The organism is Streptomyces sp. NPDC018964, from assembly GCF_044390325.1.
Classification (GTDB): Bacteria; Actinomycetota; Actinomycetes; order Streptomycetales; family Streptomycetaceae; genus Streptomyces.
Genome location: NZ_JBIRYZ010000028.1, coordinates 84,548 through 100,983, shown reverse-complemented (window position 1 = coordinate 100,983; position 16,436 = coordinate 84,548). Strand labels below are relative to the sequence as shown.

The 16,436-nt window shown below is 72.1% G+C and carries 10 protein-coding genes; 8 read left to right on the top strand and 2 right to left on the bottom strand.

The window, feature by feature from the left end; all coding sequences use genetic code 11:
* Positions 1 to 36: 36 nt before the first annotated feature.
* Positions 37 to 1,332 carry a hypothetical protein gene (locus tag ACH5AO_RS32395; RefSeq protein ID WP_398930939.1) on the top strand — a complete coding sequence of 432 codons (1,296 nt, stop codon included), beginning with the start codon at positions 37 to 39 and terminating at the stop codon, positions 1,330 to 1,332.
* A gap of 91 nt (positions 1,333 to 1,423) precedes the next feature.
* Here the strand turns inward: ACH5AO_RS32395 and ACH5AO_RS32390 are convergent, their stop codons facing one another.
* Complete coding sequence (locus ACH5AO_RS32390; RefSeq protein ID WP_398930937.1) at positions 1,424 to 4,753, bottom strand: right-handed parallel beta-helix repeat-containing protein; 3,330 nt, start codon at positions 4,751 to 4,753, stop codon at positions 1,424 to 1,426.
* Between the two features lie 86 nt (positions 4,754 to 4,839).
* Here ACH5AO_RS32390 and ACH5AO_RS32385 point away from each other — a divergent pair, with 86 nt between their 5' ends.
* Positions 4,840 to 6,069, top strand: coding sequence for a S8 family serine peptidase (locus ACH5AO_RS32385; RefSeq protein WP_398930935.1), 1,230 nt, complete (start codon positions 4,840 to 4,842; stop codon positions 6,067 to 6,069).
* A gap of 251 nt (positions 6,070 to 6,320) precedes the next feature.
* On the opposite strand, the gene eccCa is transcribed toward ACH5AO_RS32385, so the two are convergent.
* Positions 6,321 to 10,265, bottom strand: a complete 3,945-nt coding sequence (gene eccCa, locus ACH5AO_RS32380; RefSeq protein ID WP_398930968.1) for a type VII secretion protein EccCa — start codon at positions 10,263 to 10,265, stop codon at positions 6,321 to 6,323.
* A gap of 343 nt (positions 10,266 to 10,608) precedes the next feature.
* On the opposite strand from eccCa, the gene eccD reads away from it, so the two are divergent.
* The 6 genes from eccD to ACH5AO_RS32350 form a co-directional block, all read left to right on the top strand.
* Positions 10,609 to 12,006, top strand: coding sequence for a type VII secretion integral membrane protein EccD (gene eccD, locus ACH5AO_RS32375; RefSeq protein ID WP_398930933.1), 1,398 nt, complete (start codon positions 10,609 to 10,611; stop codon positions 12,004 to 12,006).
* Positions 12,007 to 12,023: 17 nt separating this feature from the next.
* The gene (eccB, locus tag ACH5AO_RS32370) at positions 12,024 to 13,496 is read left to right on the top strand and encodes a type VII secretion protein EccB (protein ID WP_398930930.1); all 1,473 of its coding nucleotides are present in this window, start codon (positions 12,024 to 12,026) and stop codon (positions 13,494 to 13,496) included.
* A 372-nt stretch (positions 13,497 to 13,868) separates the two neighbouring features.
* Positions 13,869 to 14,219 carry a hypothetical protein gene (locus ACH5AO_RS32365; protein WP_398930928.1) on the top strand — a complete coding sequence of 117 codons (351 nt, stop codon included), beginning with the start codon at positions 13,869 to 13,871 and terminating at the stop codon, positions 14,217 to 14,219.
* A 68-nt stretch (positions 14,220 to 14,287) separates the two neighbouring features.
* Positions 14,288 to 14,608: a WXG100 family type VII secretion target gene (locus ACH5AO_RS32360; RefSeq protein ID WP_398930925.1), complete on the top strand. Its 321-nt coding sequence runs from the start codon at positions 14,288 to 14,290 to the stop codon at positions 14,606 to 14,608.
* A 28-nt stretch (positions 14,609 to 14,636) separates the two neighbouring features.
* Positions 14,637 to 15,083 (top strand): type VII secretion system-associated protein, encoded by a 447-nt coding sequence (locus tag ACH5AO_RS32355; protein WP_398930923.1) that lies wholly within the window; start codon positions 14,637 to 14,639, stop codon positions 15,081 to 15,083.
* 12 nt (positions 15,084 to 15,095) lie between these two features.
* Positions 15,096 to 16,436 (top strand): AAWKG family protein (locus tag ACH5AO_RS32350; protein ID WP_398930921.1); only part of this gene is annotated, 1,341 nt, incomplete at its 3' end.

Genomic DNA, 16,436 nt, shown 5'->3' with positions numbered 1-16,436 from the left:
CACCCCACATTCCACACGGACAGATCGAGGAGACCGATGGCAAGTCAGAAGAAACCGCCCGTTCCCGACGGGGCCGACGGCGCGGGCGGTTCGTCCGTCCGCAGGGCCGTCTCCCTCGGGTCGGCGGCGGCCGACCCCGGCCCGATGCTGGCACCGGCCGCACGGCGTACGGCCGCGCCGGAGCCGGGCGAGGGCGGCACCGGGCGAGCGGAGGCGGCCCGTCCGGCTCCGGACACCGCCGGGAGCGAGGCCGCCCCCGAGCAGCCCGCCGCCACGGCTGCCACGTCCGCTGCGGCCACCACGGCGGCCACGGCCGGGGAACCGGCCGCGAAGGCCACCGCGTCCGCCGCCGAGGAGCGGCCGGAGGCGAAGAGCGGGAGCGCCGCCGAGCCGACCACGGCCCTCCGGGCCGCCCCGGACGCCGCAGCCGGTGCGGCCGGTGCGGTCGGCGGGGTCGGCGGGACCGCCACGGCCGGTGCGGCCGGTGCGGACGGGCCGCCGTCCGGGAACCCGAAGAAGCCCCTGCTCGCCGCCGCCGGCATCGCGGGCGTCGTCCTCCTCGCCGTGCCGCTGCTGATCTGGGCCACGGACGACTCGCGGCAGGAGAAGAAGAAGGAGGACGTGGCGGTGGCCGCCGGGTCCGACACGCTCCTCGACGAGGAACCCCTGGAGGTGCCGAAGGGCGCCTACGCCCCGGCGGAGCCCACGCCGGAGCCCTCGACGAAGAAGCCGTCCGCCAAGCCGGAGCCCGTCGTCAAGAAGGAGGTCCCGGCCCCGGTGACGAGTTCGGCGGCCCCGGTCAGCGAGTCGCCCGAGGCGAAGGAGAAGAAGACGCAGAAGGCGGAGGCCCGGGTCGAGGAGCGTGAGGCTCCCAAGGTCCCGCCGAACACCGCCGCCTACGCCGTTCAGCGGCTGGCCGCGTCGGACCCCGGCCGGCACATCTGCTACCGGGTCCACAGGAAGGGCGCCGGCTGGACGACCCCGAGGTGCGACGGGGCCATGTCGGGCAAGGGGTTGCCGATCACGGCCATCAACATCGCGGTGGTCGGCGCCAAGAAGGTGTCCGCCAACGAGTTCGTCCAGAAGGACGGCTGGACGACCCCGTGGTCGAGCGCGGCCGACGCGACGGACCTGACGCTGGGCAGCGACTCCCCGAACGCGCCGAACCTCAGCGGTTACGCCATCGGCGTCGACGACGGCAACGTCTGCCACCACCACAAGCTCGGCGGGCACGACTGGGGCGCCTACCAGTGCGAGTCGTCCCAGGGCTGGAGGTTCGGCGGGTCACTGGATCCGGACGTGTGGCTGGAGAGCGTCAAGTTCAACCTCTGAGGGACGCGACAAGTTCAACCTCTGAGCGACGCGACGGCACAGCGGACGCCCGCCGGCACCGGCCGGCGGGCGTCCGTCCTCACCGGGCGGACTACTGCCCCAGGACCTGCCGGACGGACAGGTCCTGGGGCAGCAGCGTCGTGAGGTCGGCGAGACTGGGCGAGGCCAGTGCGCCCAGCCGGCGGGCCTGGCTCGTCATCATCGTCTCCAGCAGCTGCCGGGCGAGCCGCGCGTTGCCGAAGGACCGGTCGCGCGGGATGGCGTCCACATGGGCGCGCAGCGCCTCGAGGGTGGCGTCGGGGCACTCGTACCCGGAGGCGGCGGCGTGCCGGGACACGATGGTGACCAGTTCGTCCGTGCTGTAGTCCTCGAACGTCACGAACTTGGAGAACCGGGACGTCAGACCGGGGTTGGAGGCGAGGAAGCGCCCCATCTCCTCGGTGTACCCGGCGACCACGACCACGATCTCGTCGCGGTGGTCCTCCATCAGCTTCAGCAGGGTGTCGACGGCCTCGCGGCCGAAGTCGTTGGACGATCCCTCGGGGGTCAGGGTGTAGGCCTCGTCGATGAAGAGCACCCCGCCCAGCGCGCTGGTGAAGACGTCCTTGGTGCGCTGGGCGGTGTGGCCGACGTACTGGCCCACCAGGTCCGCCCGTGCCACCTCCACCAGGGAGTCGCGGGGGAGCACCCCGAGGGAGTGCAGGAGCCTGGCGTACAACCGGGCGACGGTGGTCTTGCCGGTGCCGGGCGGCCCACTGAAGACGAGGTGGTTGCTGATCCGGGGGGCGGGCAGTCCCGCGGCGATCCGCTGCCGGGCGTTGGTGAGCAGGCTGACCAGGTCGGCCACCTCCCGCTTCACGGCGGCGAGTCCCACCATGGCGGTGAGTTCGGCCATCGGGTCGGACGGGGCGTCGGCGTCCTGCGCCGTGCCGCCTCCGCCGGCGCCGACGGCCGCCGCCTCCGCGTCGCCGACGTCCTGCGGCAGCAGCAGCGTCAGGTCGTTCTCCGCCGGGTCGGTCATGGCCGCGAGCCGGAACGCCTGCCGGTCCACCATGTCCTCGAACACGCCGCGGGCCGCGCGGCCGTTGCCGAAGGTCGCGTCGCGCGTCATCTGCTCGAAGCGTACGGCGAGGGCCTCCCGGGTCAGCGGCCCGAGCTCGAACTGGTGCCGCCGGCAGAGGCTCTCGGTGATCGTCACCAGCTCCTCCACCGCGTAGTTGCCGAACTCGATGGTGCGGGTGAAGCGGGAGGCCAGACCCGGGTTGGCGGTCAGGAACGACTCCATCTGCTCGGAGTAGCCGGCCGCCACCACGACCACGTCGTCGCGGTGGTCCTCCATCAGCTTCAGCAGGGTGTCGACGGCCTCGCGGCCGAAGTCGTTGGACGTCCCCTCGACGGTGAGGGTGTAGGCCTCGTCGATGAACAGCACCCCGCCCAGCGCGCTGTTGAACGCCTCGGTGGTCTTGATGGCCGTACCACCGATGACCTGCGCGACGAGGTCGGCGCGGGCGACCTCGACCAGGTGTCCGCTCCTGAGCACGCCCAGGTCCGCGAGGATGCTGCCGTAGAGGCGGGCGACGGTGGTCTTGCCGGTGCCGGGCGGCCCCGCGAAGATCAGGTGCCGGCTCATCGACGGGACCGGCATGCCGAGCCGGCGCCGGCGCTCCGCGAGCTGGTTCAGGTTGACCAGCGTGTTCACCTGGTGCTTGACGTTCTCCAGGCCGACGAGCGCCTCCAGTTCGGCCAGCGGGCCCTCGGGCTCCTCCTTCCTGCCGGGCCCGCCCGGGGCGCCGTCCTCGCCGGCGATGTCGGCCGACTCGCCCCAGCTGTCCGGCAGTCCGTTGTCCGCGCTGGTCAGCAGCTCGACCGTGAGCCGCTCGCTCGCACGGCTCTGGCGCAGTCCGGCGCCCCGGTTGTCGCGTACGACGCACCGGGTGACGTCGACCGGTTCGGCGCTGTCGATCCGTACGCCGTCGCCCGTACTGCCGCTGATCTCACAGGCGTTGAGGACGGCCCGGCCGCCGCGCGACACCTGGACGCCGTGGGCCTTGGAGCCGTGCACCCGGACCCGCTCCAGGGTGATCTCCGCGCCGTCCCGCACCCCGACCCCGGCGTCGGCGCTGTCGCCGATCTCGCAGTCCCGCAGGGTGCCCCGGCCGCGTTCGCCGACGAGCAGGCCCGAGCGGGCGGCGGAGCTCAGCACGGTGTCGCTGATCTCGGGGTCGGAGTCGTCGTCGATGTGCAGCGCGCAGCCGTCGGCGGACTCGATCTCGCAGTGCTCGAGCCGGCCGCGGGCGTCGTCGGTGAACTCGACGCCGTGGCCGCCGGCGCCGGTGACCCTGGCGCGGCGCAGCAGGGGGTTGGCTGCGGAGCGCACGGAGATGCCGACGCCCGCCGCGTCCAGGACCTCCAGGCGTTCGAACTCGGCCGTGGAGTCGTCCACGAGCTGCACCGCCCCGGCGGTGTCGGCGCAGTCGCTCACCACGGTGTCCCGCAGCAGCGGGGCGCTGCCCTCGACGACCCGCACGGCGGCCTCGGTGGAGCCGTGGAACGAGCAGTCCTCCAGGGTTCCGCGCGAGCGGTCCAGGACGAGCAGCCCGCTGGTCTTGGTGCGCCGGGTGACGCACCCGCGCAGCACCGGGTCGGCCCCGCCGGAGATGACGATGCCGCTCTGCGCGATGGACTCGAAGGAGGTCTCCTCGATCTCCGGGCGGGACATGCTGGTCACCAGCAGGCCCACCGAGGTGTGGTGCACGGCGCAGCGCAGCACCCGGGTCGAGCTGTGGCCCTCCAGGGCGATGGCCGGCTTGTCGGTGCCGGAGATGTCGCAGCCCTCCACGGTGCCGCGGGCCTCGCCGTTCGCCAGGACGCCGTTGGCCCGCGCGCCCCGGATGCGGCAGTCGCGCACCAGGGGCCCGGCGCTCTCGCCGATGACCACCGCGGAGGTGCCGAAGTTCTCGAACACGCAGTCCTCGACGACGCTCTCGGACTCCGAGGAGTCGACGAGTCCGGCGCCGCCGGGGTTGCCGATCCGGCAGCCGCGGGCGGCCAGCGAGCCCTTGCCGCGCACCAGCAGCGCCGTCCACCCGGCACCGGTCACGGTGCAGTCGTCGAGCGCGGCCTGGCCGGCCGGCACGTCCACGACGGCGGCCTCCTTGTCGCGGCCCCGCAGGGTCAGGGCGCTGAGCATCACCGCGTCGGCCATGAGGGTGACGGCGGTGCCGTCCCGCGGGCAGAGCTCGACGGTGCCCGGCTCGCCCTCGCCGACGATCGTCACCCGGTGCCGGATGACGAGGTTCTCGGCGTAGCGGCCGGGACGGACCCGGATCACCGCCCCGGTACGGGCCTGGGCCAGTGCCTCACCGATCGTCTGGAATCCGTCCGACCGTTCCGGGCCGACCGTGAGTATTTGCCGTGCCACGCCTCGAACCTCCTTGTGCTGCTGCGGTAGTTGGCGTTGTGCGCCGTACATCTTGTGTGCATATCATGCGCGCTATGCGGAATGTCATGACAGGTCGGAGTGCGGGCCTCGTGCTGGCGGCGGTCGCCGTGGTCCTGCCGGTCACGGGCGGGCCGGCCCTCGCCCTCCCCGCCGCCCCGGCCACGCCCGCCGTGCCGTCGGGGAGTCCCGGTGCCGCCGATCCGGGGGCCACGCTGCTGCCCCCGCTGCCGGTCCGGCTCGGCGAGGGCAACCCCTGCACCGGGGCCTCGGGGCAGACGGCCACCGGAGCGGCGTGGTCGCAGACGGCGCTCGGGCTGTCCCGGGCCCAGCGGATCTCCCGGGGCGGCGGGGTGACCGTCGCGGTGGTCGACACCGGCGTCGCCACCGGCGTCCCCGGCCTGTCCGGCAGGGTGGAGTCCGTGGGCGCGGCGGCCGACGACTGCGTGGGCCACGGCACGTTCGCCGCCGGTCTGATCGCCGCCGCACCGCGGAAGGGCAGTGGCATCACCGGGATCGCCCCGCAGGCGGAGATCCTCGCCCTGTCCGGCACCGACGACCGCGGGGTCCCCTCCGTGGAACGCGTGGCCGACGGCATCCGGACGGCGGCGGACCGCGGCGCCCAGGTCATCTACGTCGGCCAGGTCCTGCGCACCGGGAAGGCCGAACTCACCGCCGCCGTCGCTTACGCCACCCGGCGTGACGCGCTGGTCGTCGCCCCGGCCGCCCCGGACGCCGTGCCCCGTGAGGAGCAGGGGCCCGACGGCGAGATGCCGGAGGGCCCGTACTGGCCGGCCGCCGCGCCCGGCGCGCTCGCCGTCGTGGACTTCGGCCCCAGCGGCGTACGGCAGAAGAACGCGCCGCCCGCCCACGAGCCCGACCTGTCCGCGCCCGGCGGCGAGATGGTCAGCGTCGGCCCCGCGGGCTCCGGCCACTACATCGGCTCCGGTGCCTCGCTGGCGGCGGCGGGCGTCGCGGGCACCGCCGCACTCGTCCGCGCCTACCACCCCGACCTCACGGCGGCCGAGGTCGCCCGCCGCCTCCTCGACACCGCCTACCCGTCGGACACGCCCCGCCTCGACCCGTACGCCGCCCTGTCCCTGGTCCAGGACCGTACGACGTCCCCCGCGCGGACCCCCGCCCCCGCCCACATGCCGGCCCCCGCCGACGCCACGCCCCACAACCGTTCCCTGACGATCGCGGCGGTGGGCCTGACCACGGTCCTCCTCCTGGCGGCCCTGGCCGCGATCATCCCCCGGGGCCGCACCCGCAACTGGCGCCCCCCGACAACCCCCTAGCCCCCACCACACCACCCCGACCGCCCCGACCCCCACCGCTCCCGCGGCCAACTCCCCCGTTCCCGCGTCCAGCCCGGCCGCTCCCGCAGCCAACTCCTTCGTCTCCGCGGGCAGTCGTGCCGCTGGGGCGGCACGGGTGGGCGCGACGGCACCCCGCAAGCGCCGGGTCGCGCGAACACCCCCCGGCCAGCCCTCACGCCGGGCGCCCCGCACACCCCGCCCCACCCCGCTCCCACCGACGCACGGACACTTCACAGCGCGTCCTCGACGAGCCCCGTCTGCACCTGCAAGGTCTTGCGCCGAGCGATCCGGACCGCCCGCCCCGGAATCAGCTCCCGCCCCTTCACACTCCCGAACAGATACCCCTCACTCGGCGGGCACGACATCAGCAGCCCCGGCGTGTTGACCTCCTGCAACCGCCGCAGCAACGCCTCGTTGAGCCCCCGCCCGGCCCCCGCCGACGACCGCGCCACGATCAGGTGCAACCCCACCTCGTGCCCCAGCGCCAGATGGTCGAGGAGCGGAGCGAACGGCTGCGTCATCGGCCCGCCGCCCACCATGTCGTAGTCGTCGACCAGGATGAACAGCCGCGGCCCCTGCCACCAGTCGCACAACCGCATCCGCGACGGAGCGATGTCCTCCCCGGGAACCCGCTGCTTGACCGCCCGCGCCGCCCCGTCCACCAGGTCCCGCAGCATGTCCAGCGACACCGCGTGCCCGAGCCGGTACGCCTCCGGCACGCTCTCCACCAGCTCCCGCCGGTAGTCCACCGTCATGATCCGCGCCTCGGCCGGCGTGTACCGCTCGGTGATGCCGCGCGCGACCAGCTTCAGCAGGTTGGTCTTGCCGCTCTCCGTGTCGCCCACCACGATCATGTGCGGACTCTCGGCGAAGTCGTGCCACACCGGCGCCAGTTCGTTCTCGTCCAGGCCGATGGCGATCCGCAGGCCGTGCTCGCCCTCCGCCTCCGGCAGCTCCTCGACCGGCAGCTTCGCCGGCAGCATCCGCACCCGCGGCGCGGTGGGCCCCGTCCAGTTCTCGGCGATCGCGGCGACCAGCCCCGCGACCCCGTCCGCGAGGTCGTCGGCGTCCTCGACCCCGTCGACGCGCGGCAGCGCCGACAGGTAGTGCAGCTTGTCGGAGGTCAGCCCCCGCCCCGCGCTGCGCGGGATCGTCGCCGCCTTCCGGGAGTCGATCTGGGAGTCCATCGGATCGCCCATCCGCAGCTCCAGCCGGGTCCCGGTCTGGTCGCGCACCGACGACGACAGCTCCACCCAGCGGGCGGTGGTGACGATCAGGTGGACGCCGTAGTTGAGCCCGCGGGCGGCCAGCGCGTTGAAGGTGGGGATGTGCCGGTCGAAGTCCTGGCGCACGGTGGCCCAGCCGTCGATGACCAGGAAGACGTCCCCGTGCGGCTCGTCGGGGAACTCGCCCGCCGCGCGCCGCTTGCGGTACGTCGCCATGGAGTCGACGCCCTGCTCCAGGAAGAACCGCTCCCGCCGGGCGAGCAGCGTGGTGACCTCCGCGATCGTACGGCCCACCCGTTCGGTGTCCACCCGCGCCGCGACCCCGCTCATGTGGGGCAGCCCGTCCAGCGAGGCCAGCGTGCCGCCGCCGAAGTCCAGGCAGTAGAACTGCACTTCGCGCGGGGTGTGGGTGAGGGCCAGCGCGGTGATGAGGGTCCGCAGCAGCGTGCTCTTGCCACTCTGCGGCCCCCCGGCGATGGCCACGTGGCCCCCGGCCGCCGACAGGTCCACGGTCAGCAGGTCGCGCAACTGGTCGAAGGGCCGGTCGACCACTCCCACCGGCACGGTGAGCCGTCCCCGCAGCGGCCAGTCGGCCGTGGTCAGGCCGTACCGCGGATCGGGTGCCAGCGGCGGCAGGATCTGGTCCAGGGTGGCCGGCCGGCCCAGCGGCGGCAGCCACACCTGGTGGGCGGGCGGCCCCGCCCCGCGCAGCCGGTCGAGCGCCACCGACAGCAGCGTCTCCCCGCCGCCGTCCCCCTCGCCCTCCGGTTCGGGCCCGGTCCCGTCGGGCTCGCCCGCCAGGTCCGGGTCCGCGGGGGCGCGCGGCACCACCCACTCCGCCGTCCACGGCACCACCTGCCGCGCCACCTGCGCCTGCACCACGGCCCGGCGCCGCCGGTACGGCCCCGAGACGTACGCGGCCCGGAACCGGGTCAGCGCGTCGACGCCGCTCTTGAGGAACCCGGCGCCCGGCTGCGCGGGCAGCTCGTAGGCGTCCGGCACACCGAGCACGCCCCGGCTCTCCATCGCGGAGAACGTCCGCAGACCGATCCGGTACGACAGGTGGCTCTCCAGCTGGTGCATGCGGCCCTCGTCCAGCCGCTGCGAGGCCAGCAGCAGGTGGACGCCGAGGCTGCGCCCGAGCCGGCCGATCATCACGAACAGCTCCATGAAGTCGCGGTGCGAGGCGAGCAGTTCGCTGAACTCGTCGACCACCACGAACAGGCTGGGCAGCGGCTGCAGCGGCGTCCCGGACTGCCGCGCCTTCTCGTACTCCAGCGCGGAGGTGTAGTTGCCCGCGGCGCGCAGCAGCTCCTGCCGACGGATCAGCTCCCCGTGCAGGGCGTCCTGCATGCGGGCGACCAGCGCCACCTCGTCGGCGAGGTTGGTGATGACCGCCGAGGTGTGCGGGAGTTCGTCCAGGCCGAGGAAGGTGGCGCCGCCCTTGAAGTCGACGAGGACGAAGTTCAGCGTCTCGGAGGAGTTGGTCAGCGCCAGGCCCAGCACCAGGGTGCGCAGCAGCTCGCTCTTGCCGGAGCCGGTGGCGCCGATGAGCATGCCGTGCGGTCCCGTGCCGCCCTGCGCGGACTCCTTGATGTCCAGCTCCACGGGCCTGCCCTCACCGCTCACCGCGATCGGCACCCGCAGCCGGGCGCTGCCCGTCGCCTTCTCCCACAGCGTGGCCGGATCGTGCCGGTGCAGGTCGGGGATGTTCAGCAGCGAGGTCAGCTCGACGTCGTCGGCGAGCGGCTTGGAGTCGTCACCGCCCACGCTCATCCGGTACGGCGCCAGCAGCCGGGCCAGCGCCAGCGCGCCCACCGTGCCCAGCCGGTCGGGCCGGCCGAGCACCGTCGACTGCTCCTTGCGGTCGCGGTCGGTGCGCACCAGCGCGACCCCGGCCTCGTCCACCTCCAGGCGCAGCGTGGTCCGCCCCGGCTTCCAGGCGAGCGCACCGGTGAGGTCGAGCACCACCGCGTTGCGGAAGCCGTGCCCGTCGAAGCGGTGTCCCGTCGGCACCGTGCAGCCGTCGATCACGACGACCGTGTACGGCTCCTCACGCCCCGGTACCGCGTCCGGGTCGGCGCCGGGCCGCTCCAGGAACTCGGCGCCGAGCAGGTTCTCCAGCTCGGTGAAGGCCGAGGCGATCATGCGGGCCGGTCCGGCACCGTCCTCCTCGTGCCGGTGCAGGCTGTGCGGCAGCCACTTCGCCCACTCCCACTCCGCGCGCCGCTCGTCCGAGACGCACAGCGCGATCCACAGGTCGTCGGGGGAGTGGAACACCGCCAACTGGGCGAGCAGGGCCCGCGCCTGGGCGCGTATTCGCTCCTCGTCCCCGCGGAACAGCACCTTCGACCAGGCCCGCAGGTAGATCGCGATGGGCTGGTCGCGGACGGTGGAGTAGGCGCGGGTGAAGCTGCGCAGCGCGTGCGCGCTCAGCGGCTCCAGGTCCTCGACGGGCTTGGTCGACAGCGGCGTCAGCTTCATCGCGAGGCGCTGGTCGCCCACGCCCATCCGCACCTCGGCGAAGTCCTCGTCCGACGCCCGCCGCTCCCACAGCCGGGTGCTGCGCACCAGCGACGACAGCGCGTCGGGCTCCGGGTGGCGCCAGGCCAGGGCGCGCTGCTGCTCCACGATGGACGTCCGCACGATGCGCCGGGTCTGCCGCAGGTACCGCAGGTAGTCGCGGCGCTCGCCCTTCATCCGCTGCTTGCGTTCGCCGTTGCGGCGCATGACCTGACCGAGCATCATGCCCGCCGACGCGATCACCATCACACCGAGCGCGATGTAGATGAATCCGCCGCTGTCCCGGCTCATCCCCGGACGCATGAACATCAGCATCATGGAGACCGACATCAGCGCCATCGGCAGATACGTCCACACCGCGGAACTGTCCGGCACGACTTCCGGAAGCGTCGGCGGCTCCTGAAGACTCAGTTCCCCCGACGGCATTTCCGGCCCTTTGCGGCGGGCCGGCCGGCGGAACAGGATCACGCTCAACGAACGTCCTCCTCAACGATTTCGGAAGGAATTCCGGAGGAACCTCGCGGGAACGGTCGCGGGTTTTTCCGTAAAGAGTCACAGTCCCGCGCGGCGACGGCGGGAGAATTACCGTGGGGTTCCGTAACGCTGAACTCCCGGAGTGGTGTTGCGAAAAGCCCGGCGTACGGTCAAACTCGTCGGCGCATGCCCCGTCCGACTTCTCCGTCGCGTTCGGCGACCGGCCGGTGTGCCGCTGCCACCTTCCAGCCACCGCGTATCGCGTGGTCCGCCAGAAAGTGTGAACCCCGAGCCCATGACTGAGATCCAGACGGCAAGCCTGTGCCGCGTCACCGTACGTGCTCCGGCCAGGACCGTCGACCTGGCCGTGCCCTCCGACGTCCCCGTCGCCGACCTGCTGCCCACAGTGATCGGCTACGGAGGGGACGACCTGGAGGAATCCGGCCTGGAGCACGGAGGTTGGGTGCTCCAACGCCTCGGCGGTCCACCGCTCGACCCCGAGAGTACCTTGGACTCCCTCGGTCTGCGGGACGGAGAGGAGCTTTACCTGCGGCCGCGCACCGAGGCGCTGCCCGAGGTGCACATCGACGACCTGGTCGACGGCATCGCCGACGGCATGGGCCGCAGGCCGCACGGCTGGAGTCCGGAGGCGGGCCGGCGCCTGCTGCGCGGGCTGGCCGCGGCCACCCTCGCGCTGGGCATCGTCCTGCTGGCCGTGCCGGGCACGGCGGGCTGGATACGGGCGGTCGCCGCCTCGGCCGCCGGACTGCTGCTGATCGCCGGGGCGGGCTCCGCCTCCCGCGCCGTCGGGGACGCCGGAGCCGGTTCGGTGCTCGGCCTGATGGCGGCCCCCTACTTCGCCCTGGCGGGCTGGCTGCTGCCCGGCGGTGACCTGGGCGGCGCCGACGGCGAGGCCGTCCTCGGCGCACGGCTGCTGGCGGCGTCCGCGGCCGGCGGCGCGGGCGCGGTGCTCGCCCTGGCGGCGGTAGGCGTGTACCCGGCGTTGTTCATCGGCGCGGCCTGCGTCGCCGCCGCGGGCGCGCTCGGCGCCGCCCTGATCACCCTGGACCTGGCACCGCAGCAGGCGGCCGGCGTGGTCGCCGTCGTGGTGGTGCTCTTCGGCGGGTTCGTCCCGTCGCTGTCGTTCCGGCTGTCCGGCATGCGGATGCCGCCCCTGCCGACCAACGTCCAGCAGCTGCAACAGGGCATCGACCCGTACTCCTCCTCGGACGTCGACGCCCGCTCCGCGCTGGCGGACGGCTGGATGACCGCCCTCTACGGCGCCATCGGCCTGATCTGCCTGCCCTGCCTGGTGGCCCTCATGGCCTCGCCGGGCCTCGCCGAGATCCTCACCGTCGTGGCCTTCTCCCTCCTGCTGCTGCTGCACAGCCGGGGGCTGGGCAACGTCTGGCAGCGGCTGGCGCTGACCTGCGCCGGGGCCTGGGGCGTGGTCCTGCTGCTGCTGGTCTCCGCGCGCTCCCTCGCCCCGGCGGACCGGCTGGCCCTGACGGCCGGCCTGATGGGGCTGGCCGCCGCGATCACCATCGCCTCGTGGACCGTGCCCGGCCGACGGCTCGTCCCGTACTGGGGGCGCGCGGCCGAGCTGCTGCACTCACTCGCCGCCCTCAGCATCCTGCCGCTGACGCTCTGGTCGATGGGCGTCTACGGCTGGCTCCGCGGCATCAACGGCTGACCCGGGAGAACGGCGACATGCACAGCAAGCGCGACCAAGTACAGGCGCACCTCTTCATCATGGGCCGGCTGGCCTCCGCCATGCTGCGCTCGGAGCCCGACGCCCCGGAGAGCCCGCTGGGCAGGACCAACCGCGGCGCCGCGATCGGCGTGATCATCGCCTTGCTGGTGTGCGCCGGCGCCTTCGTCTTCGGGCTCCTGCGGCCCGGCGGCAACGACTCGTGGCGTTCGGGGGAGAACCTGATCGTCGACAAGCAGACCGGCGCGCGCTACCTGTACCTGGACGGACGGCTGCGCCCGGTGCGCAACTACGCGTCGGCCCGGCTGGTCACCGGCGGCGAGGTCGGCGTCACCACGGTGGGCACGTCCTCGCTGGCCGGCACCCCGCACGGGACGCCCGTCGGCATCCCCGACGGGCCCGAGGCGCTCCCGGGCACCGGCGACCTGGACCGCACCCCGTGGCTGGTGTGCTCCGACGTCCTGCCCCGGACGACGGGCGTCGTCACGGTGACCACGACGCTCGCCCTCGGCACCGACGCCCCGCAGGACGTGCCCGGCGGCCGGCGGCTGGGCGAGGACGAGGGCATGCTGGTCACCGGCCCGGACGACGCCCTGTACCTGCTGTGGCAGGGCAGCCGGCTGCGGCTGGACGAGCGGGCGAAGGCGGCCGAGGCCCTCGGGTACGGCGACGTCACCCCGCGTCCCGTCTCCGCGGCGTTCCTCGATGCCTTCCCGCTGGGACCCGACCTGGCCCCCGCCGAGGTGCCCGGCCGGGGCGGGAAGGGCCCCGAACTGGCCGGGCGGAGCACCAGGATCGGGCAGCTCTTCAAGGTCGACGTACCCGGCTCGACCGCCCGTCACCACCTGCTCACGAAGGACGGGCTGGTGCCCCTGACGGACACGGAGGCGACCCTCCTGCTGGGCGATCCGCAGACGCGTGAGAAGGCGTACGGCGGGGGCGCGGCGACCGTGGCGACGCTCGGCGCGGACACCCTGGCCGGGCACCTCGCCCCCGAGGCGCGGAACCCGGAGCCGACGAGGCTGCCCGCGCGGCCGCCGAAGGCGGTCACCGTCGCCGCCGGCTCCGTGTCCTGCGCGGAGGTCGACTCCACGGACTCCGGTGTGCGGGTGGGTACCTCGGTGCTGCCCGGGAACGCCCTGCCCCCGGCCGTGCAGGCGCCGGCGCCCGAGGTCGAACCGGGCTGCCTGAAGGTCGACTCCATCGCCGTACGGGCGGGGAAGGGCGCGCTGGTCAGGGCGTTGAGCGCGAGCGGCAGCGCGCTGGGTGACACCACGTACCTGGTGACGGACGAGGGTGTGAAGTACCGGCTGCTGTCCCAGGAGGCGGTGGCGGCGCTGGGCTACGAGGGCGTCGAGGCGCGGACGATGCCGTCCCCGATGCTGGCCATGCTGCCCAGCGGCCCGGACCTGACCCCCGAGGCGGCGTCCGAGGGCGAGGCACGGGTGACGCTGAGGTGCCCCGGACGATAGCGGGCGGTAGCGGGCGGAAGGGGGTGACCGGGTCCTGCCGGCAGTCGTCCGGAAGGAGAATTCTTGGCGTCCACGAGGCCACCTCACGTTAAGCCGGGAACCCGGCGGCGCCCGCCGGACGCCCGATCTGTCCGGCCGGGTTCCCCGCGCCGCTCACTTGAGCGGCGTGAATTCGAGGGCGGTGCTCAATTGAGCTCCGGAATAGAGGAGTTCGGGGTTCCGCAAGTAATTGCCAAACAAGTTGCGGCCTGCATAGCATCTGGCCACCCCATGACCCCGGCGAGCCGATCGTGATCGCAGGGACGCTCTGTCTGCCCACGGAGTGACGTGGGGCCGCAGCCCGGTGAGCGTCACCGAAAAGGGAGTTCTCTCATGGCCATGCAGCAGTCCGAAGAACGCGCGACCCGTAATGGGATCATGGCGCTGGAACAGGCCTTCACCGGTGTCCAGCGCTGTCAGCAGGACGTCCAGACGACGTCGCACACGCTCGCCTCGAATTACGGCGGCGCGGACGGCGGAAAGTACAAGAAGCTGCTGGAGCAGTGGGACGAGCACGTCGACACCATTCTGATCAACCTGGACCGGATGGTCGACGAACTCAACGGCACCCTCACGGAGCACGGACTGGTGCAGGGATCCAGCAGTGACGCGATCGACTCGGAGTACTCGCGCTCCACGCAGGTGTTCGACGAGCTCAACGGCACCAACACGTCGTCGAACTGACTCTGGCGCACCCAGCGGACCCCGAACCCCTCCCATCTCGTCGTTCTCCCGGTGAACAGAGGAATCTGATGGACTTCTCCGACGGCTACATCTACGTCGACTACAACCACGCCGAAGGTGCGGCGGACGACATGATCAGCCAGTCCCAGGCGATCATGAGCATCCTGGCCAACCTGGAAATGGAACTGGCCGAACTCCGCAACAGCTGGATCGGTGACGACCGGGACGTCTACAGCGAGGTCCAGGCGAAATGGGACAACGCCGTCGAGAACATCAAGACCCTGCTCGCCAACCACTCCGGTCTGCTCACCGAGATCTCCTCCAACTACCGGTACACGGAGCAGAACCTGTCGCAGCGGTGGGGCGACATCAGGATCGGCAGCCGCTGACGCCGGCCGGTGACGGAAGGGTGATCGCGTGGCCGTCACGGTCCTCGACAGTACGTTCCTGAAGAATTTCATCAACAACCAGATCGACGGCTTCCGGACGACCCTGGAGAACATCCTCAAGGACAGTCCGACCGCCGGGCCGGCGATCACGTTCATCGCGGACAGCATCTCGACCACGACGATCGACTCCGCGAAGCCGCTCGTCATCGGCCTCATGGCCGGCGAGAACAGCGCGGTCGGCGGGGGCGCCCTGAACAAGGTCGTCCAGCAGGGCGCGGGCGAGGTCGTGCGCATCCTGGAGGACCAGACGGTCCTCTTCGAGGACCTCGAACAGGCGTTGTGGGACACGATCGACGAGCTGGCCAAGGCCCAGGGCAAGAATCTCGAGAACATCACCGCGGACGATTTCATGGACATCTTCGAAGATGTCGACAGTGATCTCGACAATCCGGGCGGTACCGAAGAGGAAGAGTAGCGGAGTTCGGCGATGGCCAACCCCGAGGACAACAACAACGACAACTGGAAGAAAGCGGTTGACCTGCTCACCGGCTATGTCCTGCCGGAGCGGAAGACGTTGTTCGACGATCTGAAGGGTAACGACGGCATCCCGCTGATCCACGTCCGGCTGGACAAGCACGGCGGCCCGGACTATTCGTCGGGTTTCCTGTCCCCGAGCGGCTGGAAGACGCACAACACCGACTACACCATCCCGTTCTACCGCCCCAGTGACGACTCCCAGGACGTGTCCGCGGGGAGGTACCTCTACCGGTACCGGGCCTACATCACCTTCCTCGCGTCCGGCCAGGACTGGCCGCCGGGCGGGGACGACATCATCCCGGACTACACGAAGACCAGCGAGCGCCTGAAGGACAAGGGCGGCTGGAACAAAGAGGGCGAGAAGCTCGACTGGAACACCAACGCGCTGGTCCGGTACGTCTACGGTTCCAGGGACGCCCTCTCGCAGATCACCATGTGGCCCTACTCGACCCACGGGTTCAAGAACCGCGGCTACCCGGTGAACGACGCCGACTACGTCGACCTGCTCACCTTCACGGAGTCGGCCAAGGCCTTCGACCGGGTCGTCAAGTTCTTCGAGAGCAGCGCGGACACGATCGGCAAGTGGGACACCGAGAACATCGGAGAGGGCAGCGACTCCTGGGACGGCACCTCGGCCGCCATCTTCAAGGAGCTCATCCACAAACTGGCCCGGAACTACGAGGGGTACGCCGACCAGCTCAACGGCAAGGGTGACGGTGGCCAGAGCGCCGTCACCATCGACGGCGTGACGGTGACCTCCGAGCCGGCCCGGGCGCTGGCCGAGGCCCAGGGCGTCCTCCTCGCCCAGGCGAAGAAGCTCCACGAGGCCTGGAACGCGTGGAAGGCCGAGAGCAATCCGCAGCGCTGGCTCTACGACATGCTGCAGAACGCCCGGCTGACCCTCTTCGACACCCAGTACGACAAGACGGACATCGAGACGGTGTCCAGCGGAGGCGGGCCGTACACCACCTGGCACAACTACGTGGTGTCGACCGACGGTTTCAAGAACGACATCGTCATCGAGGGCAAGTCGTACGGCAAGCCGAGCGAGATGACCACGTGGAAGGCGATCGCCGACGAGGCGGTGCGCCGGTGGGAGCAGTCCGTGCAGGACTGGCTCAGCAAGGCGGGCGCCGAGGCCATCGTCGAGATCCACAAGGCGTTCAAGGCGGCCGAGAAGGCCTTCGACACCAGCATCACCGACAAGGACGACCGTCCTCTCTCCGAGATCTCCGCCGAGGCGGAGGCCGACGCCGAGAAGAAGAAGGCGGAGGCCGAAGCGGCGGCCGCC

Coding starts and splice junctions, on each gene's coding strand:
- ACH5AO_RS32385 (WP_398930935.1), top strand. CDS start 4,840: ATGACAGGTCGGAGTGCGGGCCTCGTGCTGGCGGCGGTCGCCGTGGTC.
- eccD (WP_398930933.1), top strand. CDS start 10,609: ATGACTGAGATCCAGACGGCAAGCCTGTGCCGCGTCACCGTACGTGCT.
- ACH5AO_RS32360 (WP_398930925.1), top strand. CDS start 14,288: ATGGACTTCTCCGACGGCTACATCTACGTCGACTACAACCACGCCGAA.
- eccB (WP_398930930.1), top strand. CDS start 12,024: ATGCACAGCAAGCGCGACCAAGTACAGGCGCACCTCTTCATCATGGGC.
- eccCa (WP_398930968.1), bottom strand. CDS start 10,265: ATGCCGTCGGGGGAACTGAGTCTTCAGGAGCCGCCGACGCTTCCGGAA.
- ACH5AO_RS32365 (WP_398930928.1), top strand. CDS start 13,869: ATGGCCATGCAGCAGTCCGAAGAACGCGCGACCCGTAATGGGATCATG.
- ACH5AO_RS32395 (WP_398930939.1), top strand. CDS start 37: ATGGCAAGTCAGAAGAAACCGCCCGTTCCCGACGGGGCCGACGGCGCG.